Genomic DNA, 20,037 nt, shown 5'->3' on the forward strand with positions numbered 1-20,037 from the left:
GCGGCACCGAGGAAGTACCCCGACGAGCTGCGGGACCGCGCAGTCCGGATGGCAGTCGGGCTCCGGCGTGAATCGGCGAACCGCACCGGCGCGCTGCGCCGGGTGGCGAGCAGCTCGGAAACAACGCCGAGACGCTGCGCAGCTGGAAGACCCAGGCCGGGATCGACGACGGAGGACGGCCCGGCGTCACGACGAGCGACGCGCAGCAGATCGCCGAGCTCGAGCGTGAGGTCCGCGCGCTCCGCCGGGCGAACAAGAGAATTCGGACGGCGTCAGCGTTCTCCGCCGAGGCGGGCTCGACCGCAAGATCAAGTGAGCACAGTGGTGCTGGTCCACTACATCGACGAGCATTGCGACCGGCTCGGAATTATACCGACTTGAGGGTCCTTAGGCGGGGCCGGGCTGCAGATGCCTCGAGCACGTACTACGCCCGCCAAGACCCGCCGCCGTCGGCGCGCGCGGTTGCACACCAGGAGCGGCTGGCCGTAATGCGGCGGGTTCACGCCGAGATCTACGGCGTGCACGGCGACTGTCGGCCCGGAACACTATGGATTGCTGGGCGAGGTCCTCCTGAGTCCATCCGCGCGCCTGGCGGGTCGCACGAATAGCCTCGCCAAGCGTCCTACCCCGCGGCAGCGTCCTGCGGGGCCTCGGGGTTGGCACCGTCGGTGTCGGAGGTGAGGTAGCTGCGAAAGTTCAGCAGGGCGAGCAGGCTGTGGAACGTCTCAAGGTTCTGGCCCTTGAGCAGGGCGTTGATGATTTCTTCGCTGCGCTCGCGGCGGTCGATGAACTTGTCCAGGACCGCGGCGACCACCGTGCTGTCGCTGTTGAAGTCGAGGTCGGTGTTGGCCTTGGCCTTGGCCACGAGCGCCGGGTCCTTCTTCGCGTCGCGCAGAGCGTTCTCGATCTCCGGGACGGCGTCGTCGGCGGACAGGCCACTGTCGGCGAACAGGCTGTTGATCGCGTCGATGATGTCGTCCCAGTGGGCCCTGTCGCGTTCGCGGGCCTGGGCGGTGCCCATCTCGACCAGCGGCGTCAGCGGGGTCGCCGCGCCGGCGGCGAGGTTGAGGCTCACCGGCTCCTTCTTCTGCACCTTGAAGCGGCTCAGGACCAGCTCGTCCACCGCGACCGTGATGCCGGGGTGGTCGTCCTGCAGCAGCTTGGCCAGCAGGCGGTAGTAGATCGACCGGCTCTCCATCTCCAGGTCGTAGGGCACAATCTGGGACAGGAAGTCGTAGGCCTTCACGTAGCTGGACAGGTCTGAGCGGAAGGCATCCAGGCGGGCGACCTCGTCCTCGTCACCTGCGTCGCGCGCCTCGTTGCGCAGTTTGACGAAGCGCTCGGCCCCCGGGTCGACTGTGGCGACTAGGGCGCTGTGCGTGGCCTTGGGGTCGGTAGCGGCGACGGCGGCGGCGGTCATGTCGTCGTGGGTATAGATCCGGTCCAGCCCGGTTCCGTCGAGCTTGAGCGCGAGCTGGTTGACCAGGTCGGGGTCGGTGACCTGGGCCAGGGAGGCGCCCTCGTAGTAGGGCTTGAAGGCCTTGAGGATGTTCTCGGCGTCGTTGACGAAGTCGAGCACGTAGACGCGGTCCTTGCCTGCCCAGGTGCGGTTGAGTCGCGACAAGGTCTGCACCGCCATGACGCCGTCCAGGCGCTTGTCCACGTACATCGCGCACAGCAGGGGCTGGTCGAAGCCGACCTGGAACTTGTTGGCGGCGATCATGACCTGGTAGTTGGGGCCGTTGAGGACGTCCTCCAGCGGCCGTCCCTTGGTGCCCGTGTTTACCGACGTCTCGGTGTAGTCCCCCACTGGAAGGAGGTGGTCCGGCGGGACGTCGGTGTCGTCGGGAGTGACGTTGACCGTGCCGGAGAAGGCCACGAGCGCGTGGACGTCGTCGATCCCGTGCTTGTCGAGGTAGCGCTCGAGCGCGTTGTAGTAGCGCAGGGCGTGCTTGCGCGAGGAGGTGACGATCATCGCCTTGGCGGTGCCGCCCAGCAGGTGGGCGACGTTCTTTCGGAAGTGCCGGACAATGATGTCGACCTTCTGGGAGATGTTGTGCTCGTGGAGCATCACCCAGCGCTGCGCGGCCTTGCGGGCGGCCTCCTTATCGACGGACTCGGTGTCGTCCTCGTCCGCGGCGACCTTGCGGCCCAGCTCGTAGGCCACGTCGTACTCGGTGTAGTTGAGCAGGACGTCGAGGATGAAGCCCTCCTCGATCGCCTGGCGCATGGTGTAGCGATGGAAGGACCCGGGGGTCGGGTTGCCGTCGGCGTCGGGCTCGCCGGCGCCCGGGGTGCCAAACAGCTCGATGGTCTTCGACTTCGGCGTGGCGGTGAAGGCCAGGTAGGTCAGATTGGGCGTCTCGGCGCGCTGAGGCAGCTCTGCGGCCAGGATGCTCTGCGCGTCGACCTCGCCCTCGTCGTCGAGCTCGGCCTGCTCGGCGGGGCTGAGGACGGCCTTGAGCTTGGAGGCCGCCATGCCGGTCTGGGAGGAGTGCGCCTCATCGGCGATGACGGCGTAGTTGCCGCCCGTCTTCTCGGCCTGCTCGCGCAGCTTCTCCAGGGCGTAGGGCGCGGTCTGGATCGTGACGACGATGATGGGGGTCTTCAGGCGCAGAGCCTCGCCAAACTCTTTGGCCTTGGAGCCACCCGTGCCGTCGATGTTGACCATCTGGGCGGCATGAGGGTCCAACTGGCGCATGGCCGCGGACATCTGCTTGTCCAGCACGTTGCGGTCGGTAACGACGATGACCGAGTCGAAGACTTTGGCGTTCTCGGCGTCGTGCAGCGCGGCGAGGCGAAAGGCCGTCCACACGATCGTGTCAGTCTTACCGGAGCCGGCCGAGTGCTCGATGAGATAGCGCTCGCCAGGGCCGTGCTCGGTGACCTTGGCGACGATCTTCTCGACGGCGTCCCACTGGTGGAAGCGCGGGAAGCGCAGCGAGGTCGACTTGATCACCTTGCCGGTGATCGGGTCCGGCTTCTCGTCGGTGCGCACGACCAGATACTTCGTCAGGATGGTGAGGAAGGCGTCGCGGTCGAGCACATCGCGCCAGAAGTACTCGGTGCGCGAGCCCTGGGGGTTGACGGGGTTGCCGCGGCCGTTGCCGTTGCCCTGGTTGAAGGGCAGGAACGTGGTCTTCGCCCCATCGATCTTGGTCGTCATCGAGACCTCGTTGTCGGTCACGACGAAGTGAACGAGGGCGCGCTTGCCCCAGGCGAACAGCACGTCCGTGCCGTCGGGCCCGGGGTCGCGGTCGTTCTTGAACTGGAGCTGGCCGCGGGCCACGGACTGGGTGAACTCTGTCTTCAGCTCGATGGTCGCCACGGGGATGCCGTTGCAGAACAGGACCAGGTCGACCGACTTGTGGGGGTTGGTCGGCGAGTAGTGCACCTGCTGCACTACTCGCAGGATGTTCTCCTCGTAGCGCTTCACCGTGGTCGGGTTCTTGGTCTCGGTCGGCTTCGCCTGCACCACGTCGAACCGGGAGGAGACCCGCCGGAAGCCCTTGCGCAGCACGGTCAGCGTGCCGCCCTGGGGGCTGTCGAGGGTGGAGGCGAGGGCGTTGAGGATCCCGTCGCGGGCTTTCGCCGCGGCGGCGGGGTCGAGGCCCTCCTTGAGGTGCTTGACCAGCTCCTCGGGCTGGGTCTTCTCCAGCCACGTGAAGACGTCGTCGGGGAACAGCCCGCGCTGCCGGTCGTAGCGTGCTGCTGCGCCCTCCTCGTAGCACCAGCCGTGGGCGTCGAGGTAGGCGACGATCTCGGCCTCCATGGCCGCCTCGTTCTTCTTCAAGGTCATGGCGTCTCCTCGACGGTCTCAATGCCGGTGCCGGGGTCGATGCGGCCGGTGACGGCGGCGCTGATGAGGGCCTCACGCCGCTCACGGAGGAGGCTGACGACGTCGTTGGCGGCGTCGATCATCTCGGCGAGCTGGGCGGTCTGCTGGTCGAGGGCGGCTGCGATGCGCCGCTGCTCGGCCAACCCAGGCGCGGCGAAATACTCGCGGTAGAACTCTTGGGCGTCGAGGTTCTGAATGCCACTGGTCTGTCGTACGAACACCTGGGTGAAGCCGGTGCTGTAGGCCGCCTCCTGCAGGTAGCACCAGAAGGCCGGGTCGTGCTCGTCGCGCAGGCGGACACACTCGATGAAGTTCGAGCTGATGGCACCTTCGGGGCCGTTGTACAGGACGACGGTGCCGACCGGGTTCTTGGCCGTGCCGCCGGACCGCTCGACCAGCAGGTCACCAGGGCGCAGGGCCTTCGCGCGGGCCTTGTCCGCCGAGACGGAGCGAGTAGTGGGGACGGCCGTGCCGGCCCGACGGTGAGCCCGATCGAAGTCGGCGACGCGGACGCATGACACGTCGACGTCATCGCTGCCGGGTTCCCCGCCCCACTCACCGGTGAAGCGAGACGCGATGGCGTACTTGAAGGGGAGCAGCTCCCAGCCGGCGGGCAGGTTGTCGGTGTCCTGCTGGAGTCGCACGGCGGCAACCACCTCGGCGGTGCGCCGGGATCGCAGGACGGCGATGAGCTCGAGCTGCGCCTGGATCATCTCGTCGATCTGTGCGGTCTCGCGGTCTAGGAAGTCGGCGACCGCGACTTGCTCGGTCAGCGGGGGCTTCGGGATCCGGAGCGCACCGAGGTTCATGCTGGAGATCTCCAGGAACGTCGTCCCGGTCGCAACCGCCTGCAGTGCCGACTTGCTCGCCAGGAGTACGTACATGAGGTAGCGGTTGTCGAGGTCCGAGGTGGGGATCAAGCCCTTGCAACCCTGGTTGAAGGCCATCGGGACGTCGTTGACGCTGACGTAGCCGACGGGAGCCCTGCTCGATAAGAGGACGCTGTTGGCAGGGACGAGGGCAGAGCCCGATGTAAGGCCCTCCTGCGTCAGAGACCGGAGAGTGTCTGTCAAGGTGCCGCCGTTCGACAGGCCAAGGTCGATGGGCGTCGCCCAAGGCACCTCGCCGTCCCAGTTGCTTGCGTCCGAGGTGGGAGTCCCACCGTTGACGACGCGGGCGAGCCGTCGGAGCTGGGGCTGCGTCACGCCTTCACCTCGGTGAAGAGAGCCTGAACACGGGCGATGGCACCCTGAACGTCGGAGTCGATGTCGGCCAGGGGACGCGGAGGCTGGTAGACGTAGAAGGTCTTGGCGAAGGGCACCTCGTAGCCGATCTTCGTCCTGCTGTGGTCGATCCAGGCCTCGGGTGCCCAGGGCAGGACCTCTCGCTTGAGGTAGGCGTCGACGTCCTCGGTGAGGGGCACGTTCTCGGTGTCCCTCAGGTCGGGGTCGGGCTCCGGCGCACCCGTCTTGTCGGTCACGAGCATCCCTTCGGACGAGGACACGGCGAAGGCTGCGGTGACTGACCGGCGGTTGGCCGGGGTGAGGCCGACCCCCTGGCCGCCGAGGGCCGAGCCCAGGGCCATGTCGAAGTCGCCCAAGGAAGTCCAGGTGGCTGTCTGGTCGAGTGAGCCGAGAGCCTCACGGAGGGCGTGGCGGGTGTCCTTGTCGAGCTTGTTGATGGCCCGCAGCCCCATGACGCGGTTGATGCCGTCGTCGTCCACGGCGAAGACCTGCCGGAGAGGTTGCTCGACGGTGATGGTCCGGTAGCCGAAGTCTTCGGTGCTCAGGACCTTCGAGAGCTTCGGGTCTGCGTCCTCAAACTCGCCGTAGAGGGCGACGATGGCGTTGATGTTGGCCGGCGAGAGCATCCGGCGCTTGTCCCCGATCGACTTGGGCATGGGGACCCAGAGCGAGGTGGCGTCGATGAGCTGGACCTTGCCCTGCCGCTCGGCGGGCTTGTTGTTGTCGAGGACCCAGATGTACGTGGCGATGCCGGTGTTGTAGAACATCTGGGTTGGCAGGCCGATGATCGCATCCACCAGGTCGTTCCTGAGCAGGTGCCTACGGATCTCGGAGGGGCCGGAGCCGGCACCTCCAGCGAAGAGGGGCGATCCATTGAGGACGATGGCGCCGCGGCCACCGCCCTGGTCGGCGGGGCGCATCTTGGAGACGAGGTGCTGCAGGAAGAGCATGGCGCCGTCGTTGACCGAGGGCACGCCTGCGGCGAAGCGGCCGCTCTCGCCGTCCCGAGCGCGCTCGGCGAGGACTGCCTTCTGCTGCTTCTTCCAATCCTGGCCGAAAGGAGGGTTTGCCAGGCAGTAGGTGAAGGTCTTGTTTGCGTGGCCGTCGTCGAGCAGGGTGTCGCCGAAGTAGATGTTGCGCGGGTCCTGGCGCCGGATGAGCAGGTCCGACTTCGCCATTGCGTGCGAGATCTCGTTGAACTCCTGGCCGTACAGGCTCAGGGTGGCCTGTCCGCCGTGGTCCTCCATCCACTGGTGGGCCTCTGACAGCATGCCTCCGGTGCCACAGGTGGGGTCGTAGACCTGTCGGATGAGGTTGGGGTCGGACAGGTCGTGGGTGTCCGGGGAGAACAGAAGCGAGACGCACAGGCGCACGACCTCGCGCGGGGTGAAGTAGTCGCCCGCGAGGTCCTTGCTGCTCTCCATGAACCGGCGGATGAGCTCCTCGAAGACATCGCCCATCTCGGCGTTGCTTACGAGGTCGGGGTGGACGTTGAGGACGGCGAAGCGCTTGACGATGTCGGGCAGGCGGTCGCGGTCGTCGAGCGTGCGGATGACGTTGTGCATGTCGAAACGCTCGAAGATCTGGCGAACCTCCTCGTTGTAGCCGTCGACAAGGTTGATGAGGTTTGCGGCTAGCTGGCTGGGGTCACCGAGGTCGGACAGGCTGACCTGCGAGGTGTTGTAGAAGTCCTGGCCGGCAGCGCGCTTCAGCATCGTGTCGCGCAGGAGCGGCGGGGAGTCCTCGTACTTGACTGCCGCGCCCAGCACCGCCTTCTTGGTTGGGGCGAGCACCGACTCGAACCGCGCCAGGACCGTGAACGGCAGGATTACCGTGCCGTACTCCTTCGGACGGTAGGGGCCGCGGAGTAGGTCGGCGATCGACCAAATGAAATTCGGGTCCGGCTTGGTCACGTTCTTCCTCTCGAAGGTTGCTTGTAGCGAATTTACCGTTCCGAAGCTAAGAGCCTCGCGCTTACGCGTCTTCCGGATTCACCTCATCTGCCAGCCGCAGGAGTTCCCGCGTCTCAGCTTCGTAGCCTGGCTTACCCATGTTCAGGAACGGGGTCTGATCCGCCGAGGGCTGGTTGAACCTGTACGCAGCATTGTTGATCGGCTTGCCCGGAGTGCCCTGACGCATGGCATCCAGCAACTCAGGAGGCGTCGGCCGGTCGGGGTCCTCCAGCAGCGCCAGCAGCTTGGCGTCAGCCGGTGGGCTGCCCTGCTCCTGCTCGTCCTGCCGCTTGCCCTCGATGTGCTCGCCGAGGCGCAACTGCCAGCCGATCTGGTGCACGTAGTTGATCACGTCGGCCAGTGACTCTTCATCGGCTACGTGGGTCGGGGTTAACGCGGCGCCGGTCTTGTCGAGGCTCACGTAGAAGCCACGCTGCTTGAGCCGGTCGTGGCGGTCAGCCCACTTCTGAATTTTGCCCAGATGAGCTTCGTTCTTCTCTGGGTCGGGCGGCTCCGTGTCGAACCAGTACCGCTCCTCCACCAGGAAGCTATGCACCATCTCTAATTTCTTCTGGTGATCGAGCCACAGCCTGTCCAAGCGGTCGCACCTGAAGGGTGTTCCTTCGGGTGCGTGAGCCATCTGGATTCGGCGGTCGTGGATGGCGATGGCCTTGCCGGACTCTTCGAGGCCCAGGATCGCCAGGGACCGAGCAAGGGCGACGTGGCCGAGGTCGAGGACGGCCAGAGCCGAGGTCAGCAGCGCATCTGCGTTAGCCAGCAGCGCGTCCTGCAGTCGCACAACCTGCGCGGGCGAGAGGTCCGGAAGCTTGGCCCCGCGCTTGGGACCCTGAGTGCGCAGCTCAAGGCCCATCGCGGCCAAGAGTTTGCCCAGCGTCGATACCAAGGGCTGCCGGGTACCGGCCTCGATCTGCTCCACGGTGAACCGCGGGACGCCGGCGCGTTCAGCCAGCTCGGCCGGTGAGGTCCGAGTCTTCTCGCGAGCTGAGCGCAGCAGGTTGCTGGCCAGCATGCGGAAGCTCCGTTGACTCATGCCCCTCATGCTGGACTGCAGATGTCCAGCGATGGTGACTGCGCCCGTGTCCCTGCGCCGTACGCCGTGCTTGTCCAGGATGTTGCGAACCGCCGAGTGCGAGCGGTCGGTCAGCTCCGCCAGCTCCCGTAGTGACCGCCCAGCCGCGTAGTTGTCGAGGATGAAGCGCTCGACCCGGGCCTGCACCGCAGGGGCAGGCCGTGACTTGGCCGTGCCGGCGAACTCAGGCAGCGGCTTGAGCTGCGGTCGCGGGGGATAGGGCATGACCGGCCAGGGCTAGATCAAGGTGCCGGTGAGTCGCAGTACGGCCACGACCGTGTCTGCACATGCGTCGAGCATGGCGGTGTCGCTCGGCCGTGCGGAGAGGTTGCCCCGAGGCGTCGTTTGCGTCAGGAGGACTTCGCCGGTCTCCTCGAGGGCGGCGTGTACTCGACGCTCCAGGTACTTGATGTCGTCGCTGTTGAAGGGGCGACCATCGCGGCGAACCAGCAGAGCGCGGCGCCACTCGGGCTTGTTCTGCCGGTGGCTGGTGATGCGCCCCAGGAAGTCCTCGCTGAGGCCGACGTACGCCCACGGCTTGACGATGAGTGTCGCCGTGAGGGTGCGTTCGTTTCCGGTGCGGGTAAGCGACTGCTGGACATCGGTCCCTGTCAGGACGTAGATGCCGGGCACCCCGCGCCAGTCTTCTTGCGGGTCAACATGGCGAGGCGTCTGTTCCATCAGGAGCGCCGGATGGCCGCTTGTGATTCGCGCTCGACCCTTGCTGTCGAGGTTGATGTCGAGCAGAGCCTGTGGCAGGGGACGCGCCGGTGGTGCGACCGCCACCGGCGTGCTGTCAGCGGGGGTGGCGGTGCGACGTGGGCGGGGTTTGGGGGCCTCTGCCGGCTCCTGGTTCAGTGGGGCCAGAGCGGTCAGGAGGCTTCTGAGTTCAGGCTCAACAGCGGTAGGCCGGAAGATTGTCAGGATGGCGCCCATTGTGTTGGTCGCCGCCTGGCTCATGTCTTCGTACTTGAACCGGCCCAACCACTCAACCGTGCGGCGGTGTGGACCTGAGGCACCGGCGTCCGGAACGTATTCGTACGGTCCGACGATCCGGGCCACCAGGTAATCCCGGTGCGAGGCCAAGCGAGGCACGATGACGATGTCACTGACCTGCATCCGGTACGCGAAGGCGACCAGCTGGTTGGCGTAGGCCTTCTCGGCGCCTGAACTGGCACGTGCCCTCACCGCTGCCTCGTCGGCGCGGCTCAGGTCCTCGGACGCGAAGTCGACGAAGCTGATGGCGATGTAGGACTCGGCGATGAACTCGTCGACATACTTCGCACGTTCACCGGCTCGGACAACCCACAACTCGTCGCTCACGTCAGCCCCAGCAACCCTTCGTGTCGTCGGCACCGGCCACGAAAACGAGCAGCCTGACGGGGTCACTGATGTTCGTCGAGGGCCAGCAGTCGTTCGTGCTTGTCGCTTCAGGTCCGCGCTAGGCGACCCTCGGCCCTGGGAGGCCGAGGTCTGACGGTACCTACGGTCCGCAGCCGCGCGGTAGCGGCCCGCCGTCGTCCCGGCTTGATCTGCACGGCGCGGTGCCGATATCAATGCTGTGACCTTGACCAGCGGTGGAGCGCGTGACTGGGAGCAGCTCGCTGCCCAAGCTGAGGGAGAGGCCGCTCACTACCCGTTGCCGCCACAGCACGAGGCGGCAGTCCAAGCGGCGATCGATCGTGCTCGTCGGCAGCTCGGCGGGGACCGCGTCGAGAGCCACACGGTGTCGTTTAAACCGGAACGATGGGCCTCCGTCAGCCAGGACTTGCCGCCGTACTGCACCGCCAGCGGGAAGATCAGCCGCGGCGACCTTTTCACCATCGCGAGCCGCGGTCGTGACGACGACGTGCTGTGGCAGCTCTTCGCCGCCTCCTACGTGTGGGGTCAGGGCAACAACGGCTACGGTCTCGCTCGCCTCAAGAGGATCTTGAGCGTCACGCCGAAGGACCAACTTGTCGCCCTGATCCGCGAAGCGTTCAGCGCGGGTGACCGGCACGGACCCATGGCCGCCTACGACGTGCTGCGCGGAGAGCATCGCTACAGGGCCGCTGGTCCGCACTGGGGGGCCGCCTTCTTCACCAAGGCGCTGTACATCGGGCTCCGGAATGGCCCCGCGTCGCCACTGATCCTCGACCGGGTCATGGCCCGGCGAGTGTCCAAGCTCAGCGACATGCCGCACCTGCTATACCGAGGCTTCGGCTACAACTGGAGCCCTTACCGCTACGGCGTCTACCTCGCGTGGATGCGTCAGACCGCCAAGAAGTTCGACGTGAAGCCGGAACTGCTGGAGTTCGCGCTGTTCAAGATGTAGGGCCGAGCATCGAGTCAGGCGGTGCGTCAACTGCCAAACGGCGCAGTCATCAGCAGTGCGATCTGCTTCGAGTTCAAGTAGGCAGCCACCGGATCAAACATTGAGGTGTTCTCAACGGATTGGTCGCTCGGCGGTGGTCAGAACGAGGGCCGCGGCGACGATGGCCCCGATGCGCTGAGGACACAGTCGGATGCGTCGCAGCGCTTTCCACCGGGTCTTGAGCAGGGCGATACCGCGCTCGCCTTCGGCACGCAGCCGAGTCAGCAGCTGGTTGCGGCAGGCGCTGCTGGGGGCCAGGTTGCCGCCCTTGGCCGGTGTGTGGATGCCGATGCCCGCGCCGTGGTAGCCCTTGTCGGCCAGGGCGGGTAGGCCCAGCAGGGCGGCCGCGGCATGCAGGGCAGCGAGGAAGCCGGTGGCCCCGGGCGGCGGCGAGGTCGTGCATGGAGCCGGGCTGGACGTCGGCGACGGCCACGGGGAAGCCGGCCGGGTCGCAGATGACCTGCACGTTGCCGCCGTGGGCGCGGTGCTTGCCGGAGTACCACAGGTCGTGGCCGGAGTCGGGGTTGTTCACCCGGCAGCGGTCGGTGCGCACCAGCGTGCCGTCGAGGGTGACGTGGCTCCAGCCGGCGGTCGTTCCGGCCTCGAGCACCTGGTGCAGGTCGGGGGCTCGGTCGGCGAGCACGTCGATGCCCTCGTGCAGGTAGCGGTAGCCGGTGGCGACCGAGATGCCGGTGTCGCGGGCCAGGGTGGGCATGTCGGCGTCCTGGCGGAACCAGCGCAGGACCAGGATGGCCTGATCGCGGGCGGAGGCGGCGCGGGCGCCGATGCCGGTACCGCGGCGGCGGCGTTCGGCGATCAGTAGATCGGTGAGCAGGACGGCGGTGGCTTCGGGCACGTCGAGGGTGGCAGAGTGAGTGATCACGTGGGGTCCGTGCGGATGAGGGTCGTTCTTGGTCGACGCCATCATCGGCTGGGCCCCACGCCCTTTGCAGTGACGTCGTGGCCCAGCCACCGACCTGCTCGCCTGGCGTTCAGCGAAGCCCTTCGCTCAGATCCGTTGAGAAGACCTCATTGCTCGTTCTCCCGCATCGGTCGGGTCAGCCGCATATCTGTCTCAAGTGTTGAATAGCGTCATCGTGCGGACCCAAGGCTCTGGTCAGCACAACTGGTGACCAGCAAGGTCCCGACCCAGGCGCGGTTCACAAAGTCGATGTTGTGATCGGCGTAGGCGGTAGCCCCGTCGTTGTCGGTAACTGCTGCACGACGCCGAGGTCATTCGCGGACAGGGCGTGCCTTAGCCGTGCCTTAAGCAGCGGCCAAAGCCAGTGGTCAGCGGTCAACAGGGGCAGACCCGTCAAGGCACGGGAGCGGCGCCAAAGCCGGGCTGAGCTGCGCGAACGGGCAGAGGAGCTGGTCAGGACGTGGAGCGGGTGACCGGGATCGAACCGGCATGGCCAGCTTGGCGAGCTAGAGCTCGTTACCACGATTGCGGGCTCAAGAGCCGGGCATGCCGCCGTCGATCGTCAGCCGTCGTGGCTCAGTACCTCGAGGACGGCGGCGGCACCGGTCGCTGCCACCTTGCGGCCGAAGTACACATCGGTGGTCATGGACGTGTTGGCGTGGCCGAGTTGGTCGGCCGCGGCGCGTGAAGACAGGCCGGCCTGGTCCATGAGGGTCGCGACGCTCTTGCGGAACACGTGTGAGGTGACCCAGTCGAAGCCGGCAGCAGTTAGCGCGTCCCGCAGGTCGGCCTGGGTGTTGGAAGGGTCCCGCCAGCCGCCCAGAGGAGCGGGGAACACGGGGCGCCCAATGCGGTCTTGCTCGTCGGGAGCGGCCCTCGCGGCGCGCTGGCGCAGCATGGTGGAGCACCAGTCGGACAGGAGCAGCGTCCGGGCTCCGGCGTCGGTCTTGGTCTGCTTAACCACGAGGCCCTCCCCGCCGACGCGCACGGCGGTCGCCCGCACCGCGATGGTGCCGGCGGTCAGGTCGACGGCGTCCCAGGCCAGCCCGCAGGCCTCTCCAATGCGCAGCCCGGTGGCCATCAGGAAGTCGACCAGGTCCGGCAGGTCTCGGGCGACCGCACGATTGTCGTAGGTGAGCGCCGCCCGCAGCTGGCGCAACTGCGACACGGTCAACGCCCGAGGGGCCTTCTTGGCCTTGCCGCCCAGCGGAGCCACGGACCGCACGGGGTTGTGGATGAGGGCGTCGTGGCGAGCGGCCAGGGTGCACATGCCCGAGAGCACCGAGCGGCACATGCGGGCGACGGCCACGCCGTGGGTGTCGGCGACCAGATTGAGGTGCCGATCCAAGACACCGGCCGTCAACTCGCGGATGCGCAGCTCTCCGAGGCCGGGGACGATCTGCCGATCCAGCCGCAGCCGGTAGGCCTCCATCGTCGTGGGGGCGAGGTCTCGCAGGCCGGCGTACCAGGCGTCGGCCAACGCCGAGATCCGACTGTCCGCGGTGATGTGCCCGCGCGTGGAGACCCCGGCGCGGTCCCGCAGCGCCAGCTTGAGCGCGGCCTCGGCGGCCGCCTTGGTCTTGCCTCGCCGCTCGACGGCCCGCACCCGCCCGTCGAAGTCCCGGTGCAGGGCGCGGGCCCGGTAACCGGAGTCGAGGCGGTAGCAGCGGATGGCCCCGGAGGTGCCGAGCGCCAGCGAAGGACGTCCCATGGCTGCACCCTAGCCCCCATTTTACTCACCGAAAACTACGGTGATCAGGAGGCTGCAGCGGTGCAGGGCGGCCTACTGGCGGCGTGAATGTGCAGCTTAATAGCTAGTAGGGGGCAACTGTGGTCACTCCCGGCTACCTGGGACTTGTAATCGGGCGGTTGGGGGTTCGAGTCCCCCCGTCGGCTCAACAGCTCAGCTCAGCGGCGAGTGCGTGTCGGGGTTCCTCACCGGGGAGACGACGTGGGTGACGCTCGGCGCGGCGGGGCCCGGTGAGGACCTCGTCGCATCGCATGCCCACTCGTACGGCGCTGTACCGGCGGACGTGGCCGGGCCGCGCCGCGGACCGAGCCCTGTTCCTCCGCCTGTCGGGGTCAGCGTCGTCGACAGCGTCGTGGGAGACGTCCGGTGCGCCGCGGCCGTGGACTCGTCGATCGCCGCGCGACCCTCGGCACGTCGACGGTCATGGACAGGGTTGGATGGGGTCGACTCCCGTGTCACCGTGGAGTCGCGGGCCGATCGCGCCGAGTCATCGAGGTGGCACGCCATGTTCCAACCACGTTCAGACTGTGCGAAAAGTCACCATGACTCTTGCTCGGGAACCTCCACGTTTGGTTCCCTCATCCGAAGCGAGTCTCAGATGGCGCAACAGGATAGGGGACTGTCATGGAGCTTCCGCCCCGAGAGCACAGCTCGCCCGCCCGCCCGCCGAACCCGTCGGGGCCGTCGGCCGAGGGGGACCGCACTGGCGTCACGGCCGCGGACGTGCCCGTGACCGGCACCCACCCGGCCATCGCGGAGCCGCCCCCCTGCGTCGCCGACCGCCACTGGGCCGTCGACCGGGTCCTCTTCGCCGTCGCTGCCGTCATGGCGCTGGGCTTCGTCGTCTGGGGCTTCCTCACTCCCACCGGTCTGGGCACGGTGAGCGGTTCGATCCTGGGGTGGGTCACCGGCAACCTGGGCTGGTTCTTCGTGCTGCTCGCGTCGGCGTTCGTGGTCTTCGTGATCTGGCTGGCGGCCAGCAAGTACGGGCGCATCCCGCTCGGGCGCGACGACGAACGGCCGGAGTTCCGCACGGTCTCGTGGATCGCGATGATGTTCAGCGCCGGCATGGGCATCGGGCTGATGTTCTACGGCGTCGCCGAGCCGCTGTCGCACTACGTCGCGCCACCGCCCATGACCACCGGGGCCGAGACCTCCGAGGCGATCGAGACGGCGATGGCCACCACCCTGTTCCACTGGACGCTGCACCCGTGGGCGCTGTACGCCGTCGTGGGAGTGGCCATCGCCTACGGCACCTTCCGCAAGGGCCGCCGTCAGCTGATCAGCTCCGCCTTCGTCCCGCTGCTGGGGGAGCGCCGGGCGTCCGGTCCGGCGGGCCGGGTCATCGACGTCCTGGCCATCTTCGCCACGCTGTTCGGCTCGGCCGCCTCCCTGGGTCTGGGTGCGCTGCAGATCGGCAGCGGGGTCGAGATCCTCGGCTGGGCGGGCAGCGTCGGCAACGGCGTGCTGGTCGCCATCATCGCGGTGCTGACCGCCGCGTTCGTCGCCTCGGCCGTCTCCGGCATCGCGCGGGGCATCCAGTGGCTGGCCAACACGAACATGGTGCTCGCGCTGCTGCTCGCCGCCTTCGTCTTCGTCGCCGGACCGACGGTCTTCATCCTCAACCTCATCCCCGACGCGATCGGCAGCTACTTCTCCGACCTCGGCGAGATGGCCGCGCGCACGGAGGCGACCGGCGGTGACCCGATGGCCGCGTGGCTGCGCGGCTGGACCGTCTTCTACTGGGCCTGGTGGATCAGCTGGACGCCCTTCGTCGGGCTGTTCATCGCCCGGATCAGCCGCGGCCGGACCATCCGCCAGTTCGTCACCGGCGTGCTGCTGGTGCCCAGCCTGGTGAGCCTGCTGTGGTTCGCCGTCTTCGGCGGGGCCGGCATCGATGCCCAGGCCGGCGGGGCCGGCATCGCCGGCGAGGGAACGACGCAGGGGCAGCTGTTCGCCGTCCTGGAGCAGTACCCCCTGGCCACCGCCACGACGGTGCTCGTGATGGTGCTCGTGGCGATCTTCTTCGTGTCCGGAGCGGATGCCGCCTCGATCGTCATGGGATCGCTCTCGCAGCGCGGCACCCTCGAGCCCAGCCGCGGGGTCGTCGTCTTCTGGGGCATCGTCATGGGCTCGGTGGCGGCGATCATGCTGCTCCTGGGTGAGGACGGCGCGGCGCTCACCGGCCTGCAGAACCTGACGATCATCGCGGCGCTGCCCTTCGCCCTGGTGATGGCGGCGATGGCGGTGAGCCTGGTCAAGGACCTCCGCCGTGACCCCATCGTGCTCCGTGGGACCTACGCCCTGTCGGCGGTCGAGCAGGCGGTCGTCCACGGCATCAAGAGCCACGGCGACGACTTCATCCTCGTCGTCAAGCCGGCCCCGGACACTCCGTCGCCGGAGGCCCTGGACGGGGCGGCGCACACGTCCCCGGTGAGTCCGGATCCGGGTGGCCAGGTGCCGGTCCGCCTGGAGGGGAACGTCGTGTCCCCTGCGGGGAGCACGACCACCCCCGCACACAGGCAGCCCACCGCGGAGACCGCTGGTCGTCCGCGGGATCCGCGCGACTGACGGACCCCCTGTGACGGGCTCCGTCCCCAGGACACCGCTGGCAGGTCCGCGTCGATCCTCGGGACGGGGCCTCCGGGCGACACCCGCGGGAGCCGGGCGGAGTCGAGTCTCTCTCCCGACGACCTGGTACGCGTCACCCGGCAGCCCCGGGGGTCTCGGGCGGCCGCTGCGTCACCGGCGTCCGCGGCGCTCAGTGCGGCCGGGACGGCAGCCCTGCGCCACCTCACCCGGGGTGTGCGGGGCGTCGGCCGAGGGGTCAGGATGCCGCCGGCACGGCGGAGCGCAGTTGGCGGCGCCAGCGGGTGAAGAGGCGGGGCTGGTTCATCCCGAGGATGGCCACCGGGAGCCCGTCGCGCTCGTAGAGAGCCAGGAAGCTCCGGTCGGCGCAGCTGCCCTCCACCACCCGTACGACGTCCCCGTCGCGGCGGGATCCCGCGAACTGGATGCGGGCGCCGTACTGGTCGGACCAGAAGTAGGGCGCCGGCGCAGGCCCCGGTCCCCTGGCACCCAGCAGCGTGGCGGCCGCGGTGGCCGGCTGCTCGAGGGCGTTGGTCCAGTGCTCGGCGCGGACGTGCCGCCCCGCGGACTCCGACCACGTCGCCGCGCAGTCGCCGACGGCGACCACTCCGGGGACGTCGGTCGCGCCGCGCGCATCGGTCAGGACGCCGCCTCCGAGGGTGACGCCCGAGTCGGCCAGCCACTCGGTGTTGGGGACGGCACCGATCCCGACGACCACCACGTCGGCGGCCAGGCGAGTGCCGTCGGTCAGCTCGACGGCCTCGACGCTGTCGGTCCCGACCAGCCCGGCGACGCCGGTACCGACCAGCAGGCGGGTGCCGTGGTCGGCGTGCAGGCCGGCGCAGACAGCACCCATGTCCGCCCCCAGCGGGCCGGCGAGGGGGATGGGTTGGGCCTCCACGACGGTGACGTCGAGCCCGAGACCGCGGGCCGTGGCGGCGACCTCTGCGCCGATGAAGCCGGCGCCGATCACGACGAGGCGTCCGGCGACTGCCAGGTCCTGCCGCAAGGCGATCGCGTCGTCCAGGGAGCGCAGCACGTGCACGCCGCCGAGCCCGCCACTGCCCGGCAGCCTCCGGGCACGGGCGCCCGTGGCCAGGACGACGCCGTCGGCACGCACCTCGCCGCCGTCGGCCAACAGCACCGCGCGGCCGGAGCGGTCCAGGCCGACCGCCCGGGTCCCCAGTCGCCACTCGATCCCGAGATCCGCGTCGTCCGGTGTGGTCAGGGTGATGTCGTCCCGCGACGCCGCGCCGGCCAGGAACTCCTTCGACAGGGGCGGCCGGTCGTAGGGGGCGTGGACCTCGTCGCCGACGACCACGATGCGGCCGTCGTAGGACCGGTTCCGGAGTGCCCGCGCGGTGGAGAGGCCGGCCAGGGAGGCTCCGACCACAGCGACCGCGGGGCTCACGCGTCGCACCCCGCAGCAGTCCTGGGCTGCACGTAGACCATCCCGTCCCGGACGACGACGCGGTGTGTGCGCACCGGCGTCTTGGCCGGCGGGCCGGACACCTTGCCGGTGCGCAGGTCGAAGCACGAGGCGTGCAGGGGGCACTCGACGGCGCAGCCGTCCAGCCAGCCGTCGGCCAGCGAGGCGTCCTGGTGGGTGCACGTGTCGTCGATCGCGTAGAAGTCGCCATCCACGTTGAAGACCGCGATGGGCTCCTCGGCCTCGACCCGGATCGCCTCGCCGGGGGGCAGCGCGGTCGTGGGACAGACCGGGATCATGGGCGCTCCAGGCTGATGACGTTGCGCTTGACGCAACTGCTTGCCGATGACGCAACAGCATGGCCGACCAGCCGGGGCCGGTCAAGAGCCGCGGAGCAGTGTCGCCAGCCGCGCCCCTACCCTCGGATCATGAGTGCGCCGCAGGGTGAGAACGCAGATCGGACCTCGGTCGCCGTCGTCCAGTCCGTCGACCGCGCTCTCAGCGTCCTGGAGATCCTGGCGGCGCAGGGCGAGGCCGGCGTCACCGAGGTCGCTGCCGAGCTCGGCGTGCACAAGTCCACGGCCTTCCGGCTGGTGGCAGCGCTGGAGAGCCGCGGCTTCGTCGAGCAACTCGCCGACCGGGGCAAGTACCGGCTGGGCTTCGGCGTGGTGCGTCTGGCCGGTGCGGCCGCGGCACAACTGGACATCGCCCGGGAGGGGCGGCCGATCAGCGAGGCGCTGGCCGCCGACCTCGAGGAGACGGTCAACATCGCCATCCTGGACGGCGACCGGGCGGTCAACGTCAGCCAGGTCCGGGGGCCGGCCGCGCTCAGCACGCACAACTGGGTCGGGCAGGGGACGCCTCTGCACGCGACGTCGAGCGGCAAGGTGCTCCTGGCCCACGCCGCCGACGCCGTCCGCAAGGACGTGCTCGGACGGGACCTGCCCCGCTACACCTTCGCGACGATCACCGATCCCGAGCTGCTGCGCCAGGACCTGGACCGGATCGTCGACCAGGGCTGGGGGGCCACCGCCGAGGAGTACGAGGTCGGGCTCAGCGCCGTGGCCGCTCCCGTCCGGGGCGCTGACGGTGACGTGCTCGCCGCGCTCAGCGTCTCGGGGCCGTCCTTCCGCATGGCCGTGGAGGACTTCCCGAGGCTCGCCCGACGAGTCGTGGCGGCCGCGGTGGAGCTGAGTCGGAGGCTGGGCTACTTCGGTCCGGCCCGCTGATCCGCTCGGGGGTCACACCGGCCGGCCGGTGGGCGGTCGTCGCACCCGGCCCGGTGTGATCGCGTCCTGCGCCGTGCGCGGGGTGGGCGGACTGTTGCGTCTGACGCGACCGACTGATTAATGTGCAACACAGCGGTCGTGCTGAGCTCGTTGGCGGGTGACGACCGCGGTACGTCGCCGACCTCTGTCGCGCGACGTCCGGCGTGTCTCTCCGATCGCCCGACGGAACCCCGAGGTGCTGCATGACCACCACCGACCAGCCCGCGAGCCTGATCTCCACGCTGCCGGGCTCCTGTTACACCGACCCCGCCATCTTCGCGCTGGAGCAGTCCCGCGTCTTCGAGGACATGTGGTTCGGGGCCGTGCGATCGAGCGACCTGCCGACGCCCGGGTCCTTCAGGAAGGTCCAGGTGGGCGGCGAGAGCGTGCTCGTCGTCCGCAGCCGGGACGGACGGCTGCGGGCATTCCTCAACATCTGCCGGCACCGAGGCGCGCAGATCTGCACGGAGGAGTCCGGTGAGGTGAAGCGGGCCTTCCAGTGCCCGTACCACGCCTGGACCTACGACCTCGAGGGCAAGCTGATCGCAGCCCCCAACCTGACGAAGATGCCGGACGTCGATCGGGTCGAGTACGGCCTGGTGCCGGTGGCGTTGCGCGAGTGGCTGGGGTACGCGTGGGTGTGTCTGGCGACGGAGCCCCCGTCGTTCGAGGACGACGTCATGGGTGCCATCGCCGAGCGGCTCGGGGACCTGGAGGTCATCGAGCGCTACGAGCTGGAGTCGTTGACGGTGGGCCGCCGCATCACCTATGACGTGCGGGCGAACTGGAAGCTCATCATCGAGAACTTCATGGAGTGCTACCACTGCGCGACCATCCACCCGGAGCTCACCGAGGTGCTCCCGGAGTTCGCCGACGGCTACGCGGCGCAGTTCTTCGTCGGCCACGGCGCGGAGTTCGGCGACGACGTCCAGGGCTTCACCGTGGACGGGAGCGAGGGGTTCGACAAGCTGCCCGGGGTGGCCGATGAGCAGGACCGCCGCTACTACGCCATCACGGTCCGTCCGACGGTGTTCGTCAACCTGGTCCCCGACCACGTCATCGTCCACCGCATGTTCCCGATCTCGGAGGGCCGGACGATCGTGGAGTGCGACTGGCTCTACTCCCGCGAGGTGGTGGAGTCGGGCAGGGACGTGTCCCGGTCGGTCGAGCTGTTCCACCGGGTCAACGAGCAGGACTTCGCGGCCTGCGAGCGGACCCAGCCGGCCATGTCCTCACGGGCCTACGCCAACGGCGGTGTGCTCGTGCCCTCCGAGCACCACATCGGCGAGTTCCACTCCTGGCTGACCGACCGCCTGGCCCGCTGACGGGCACGAGCCGCTGCCGTGGGCTGCGGGGGCGGGAGGACGTCGTCCTCCCGCCCCCGCAGCGCGTCCACCCGACGCGGGGCGTCTCCGCCGTGATGGTGGCGATCCGCGACCGGCTGCTGACCCCGCCCGGGACACGGTCGTCCGGACCGGCCACGGCGACCACACGATGCGGGCGGTCGTCAGAGGACGACCACGCTGCGCAGCACCTCGCCGCGGTGCATCTTGTCGAACGCGGTCTCCACGTCGTGGATGCCGATGGTCTCGCTGACGAACT

General features: G+C 68.7%; 12 protein-coding genes and 1 pseudogene. 4 read left to right on the forward strand and 9 right to left on the reverse strand.

Annotation, left to right across the window (positions count from 1 at the left end; genetic code table 11):
* Nucleotides 1-622: 622 nt before the first annotated feature.
* From CHB98_RS14265 to CHB98_RS14290, 5 genes are all read right to left on the reverse strand, one after another.
* On the reverse strand, nucleotides 623-3,799 hold the full coding sequence (locus tag CHB98_RS14265) for a type I restriction endonuclease subunit R (RefSeq protein WP_089306254.1): 3,177 nt from the start codon (nucleotides 3,797-3,799) through the stop codon (nucleotides 623-625).
* A complete protein-coding gene (locus tag CHB98_RS14270) occupies nucleotides 3,796-5,043 on the reverse strand; it encodes a restriction endonuclease subunit S (RefSeq protein ID WP_089306255.1) in 1,248 nt (415 codons plus the stop codon). The genes CHB98_RS14265 and CHB98_RS14270 overlap by 4 nt, the downstream gene beginning before the upstream one ends.
* Nucleotides 5,040-6,995, reverse strand: a complete 1,956-nt coding sequence (locus CHB98_RS14275; RefSeq protein WP_089306256.1) for a type I restriction-modification system subunit M — start codon at nucleotides 6,993-6,995, stop codon at nucleotides 5,040-5,042. Before CHB98_RS14275 ends, CHB98_RS14270 begins: the two co-directional genes overlap by 4 nt.
* Before the next feature lie 61 nt (nucleotides 6,996-7,056).
* Nucleotides 7,057-8,349, reverse strand: coding sequence for an AbiV family abortive infection protein (locus CHB98_RS14280; RefSeq protein WP_245821164.1), 1,293 nt, complete (start codon nucleotides 8,347-8,349; stop codon nucleotides 7,057-7,059).
* 12 nt (nucleotides 8,350-8,361) lie between these two features.
* Nucleotides 8,362-9,447: a hypothetical protein gene (locus tag CHB98_RS14290; protein WP_089306257.1), complete on the reverse strand. Its 1,086-nt coding sequence runs from the start codon at nucleotides 9,445-9,447 to the stop codon at nucleotides 8,362-8,364.
* Between the two features lie 238 nt (nucleotides 9,448-9,685).
* On the opposite strand from CHB98_RS14290, the gene CHB98_RS14295 reads away from it, so the two are divergent.
* Nucleotides 9,686-10,438 (forward strand): 8-oxoguanine DNA glycosylase OGG fold protein, encoded by a 753-nt coding sequence (locus tag CHB98_RS14295; protein WP_089306258.1) that lies wholly within the window; start codon nucleotides 9,686-9,688, stop codon nucleotides 10,436-10,438.
* 111 nt (nucleotides 10,439-10,549) lie between these two features.
* Here the strand turns inward: CHB98_RS14295 and CHB98_RS14300 are convergent.
* Nucleotides 10,550-11,360, reverse strand: a pseudogene (locus CHB98_RS14300) (IS5 family transposase).
* 601 nt (nucleotides 11,361-11,961) lie between these two features.
* On the reverse strand, nucleotides 11,962-13,110 hold the full coding sequence (locus CHB98_RS14305; protein WP_089306259.1) for a site-specific integrase: 1,149 nt from the start codon (nucleotides 13,108-13,110) through the stop codon (nucleotides 11,962-11,964).
* A gap of 768 nt (nucleotides 13,111-13,878) precedes the next feature.
* Between CHB98_RS14305 and CHB98_RS14310 the strand changes: the two genes are divergently transcribed.
* Nucleotides 13,879-15,720, forward strand: a complete 1,842-nt coding sequence (locus tag CHB98_RS14310) for a BCCT family transporter (RefSeq protein ID WP_245821165.1) — start codon at nucleotides 13,879-13,881, stop codon at nucleotides 15,718-15,720.
* A gap of 256 nt (nucleotides 15,721-15,976) precedes the next feature.
* On the opposite strand, the gene CHB98_RS14315 is transcribed toward CHB98_RS14310, so the two are convergent.
* Together CHB98_RS14315 and CHB98_RS14320 are read right to left on the reverse strand one after the other, a co-directional pair.
* Nucleotides 15,977-17,149 carry an NAD(P)/FAD-dependent oxidoreductase gene (locus CHB98_RS14315; protein WP_089306261.1) on the reverse strand — a complete coding sequence of 391 codons (1,173 nt, stop codon included), beginning with the start codon at nucleotides 17,147-17,149 and terminating at the stop codon, nucleotides 15,977-15,979.
* Nucleotides 17,146-17,466 carry a bifunctional 3-phenylpropionate/cinnamic acid dioxygenase ferredoxin subunit gene (locus CHB98_RS14320; RefSeq protein WP_089306262.1) on the reverse strand — a complete coding sequence of 107 codons (321 nt, stop codon included), beginning with the start codon at nucleotides 17,464-17,466 and terminating at the stop codon, nucleotides 17,146-17,148. The genes CHB98_RS14315 and CHB98_RS14320 overlap by 4 nt, the downstream gene beginning before the upstream one ends.
* Before the next feature lie 129 nt (nucleotides 17,467-17,595).
* On the opposite strand from CHB98_RS14320, the gene CHB98_RS14325 reads away from it, so the two are divergent.
* Together CHB98_RS14325 and CHB98_RS14330 are read left to right on the forward strand one after the other, a co-directional pair.
* On the forward strand, nucleotides 17,596-18,396 hold the full coding sequence (locus tag CHB98_RS14325) for an IclR family transcriptional regulator (protein ID WP_089306263.1): 801 nt from the start codon (nucleotides 17,596-17,598) through the stop codon (nucleotides 18,394-18,396).
* 242 nt (nucleotides 18,397-18,638) lie between these two features.
* Nucleotides 18,639-19,760 carry an aromatic ring-hydroxylating oxygenase subunit alpha gene (locus CHB98_RS14330; protein ID WP_089306264.1) on the forward strand — a complete coding sequence of 374 codons (1,122 nt, stop codon included), beginning with the start codon at nucleotides 18,639-18,641 and terminating at the stop codon, nucleotides 19,758-19,760.
* Nucleotides 19,761-20,037 lie beyond the last annotated feature (277 nt).

The organism is Geodermatophilus pulveris, assembly GCF_900188375.1.
In the GTDB taxonomy this organism is placed as follows: Bacteria; Actinomycetota; Actinomycetes; order Mycobacteriales; family Geodermatophilaceae; genus Geodermatophilus; species Geodermatophilus pulveris.

Coding starts and splice junctions, on each gene's coding strand:
- CHB98_RS14265 (WP_089306254.1), bottom strand. CDS start 3,799: ATGACCTTGAAGAAGAACGAGGCGGCCATGGAGGCCGAGATCGTCGCC.
- CHB98_RS14280 (WP_245821164.1), bottom strand. CDS start 8,349: ATGCCCTATCCCCCGCGACCGCAGCTCAAGCCGCTGCCTGAGTTCGCC.
- CHB98_RS14305 (WP_089306259.1), bottom strand. CDS start 13,110: ATGGGACGTCCTTCGCTGGCGCTCGGCACCTCCGGGGCCATCCGCTGC.
- CHB98_RS14320 (WP_089306262.1), bottom strand. CDS start 17,466: ATGATCCCGGTCTGTCCCACGACCGCGCTGCCCCCCGGCGAGGCGATC.
- CHB98_RS14325 (WP_089306263.1), top strand. CDS start 17,596: ATGAGTGCGCCGCAGGGTGAGAACGCAGATCGGACCTCGGTCGCCGTC.
- CHB98_RS14330 (WP_089306264.1), top strand. CDS start 18,639: ATGACCACCACCGACCAGCCCGCGAGCCTGATCTCCACGCTGCCGGGC.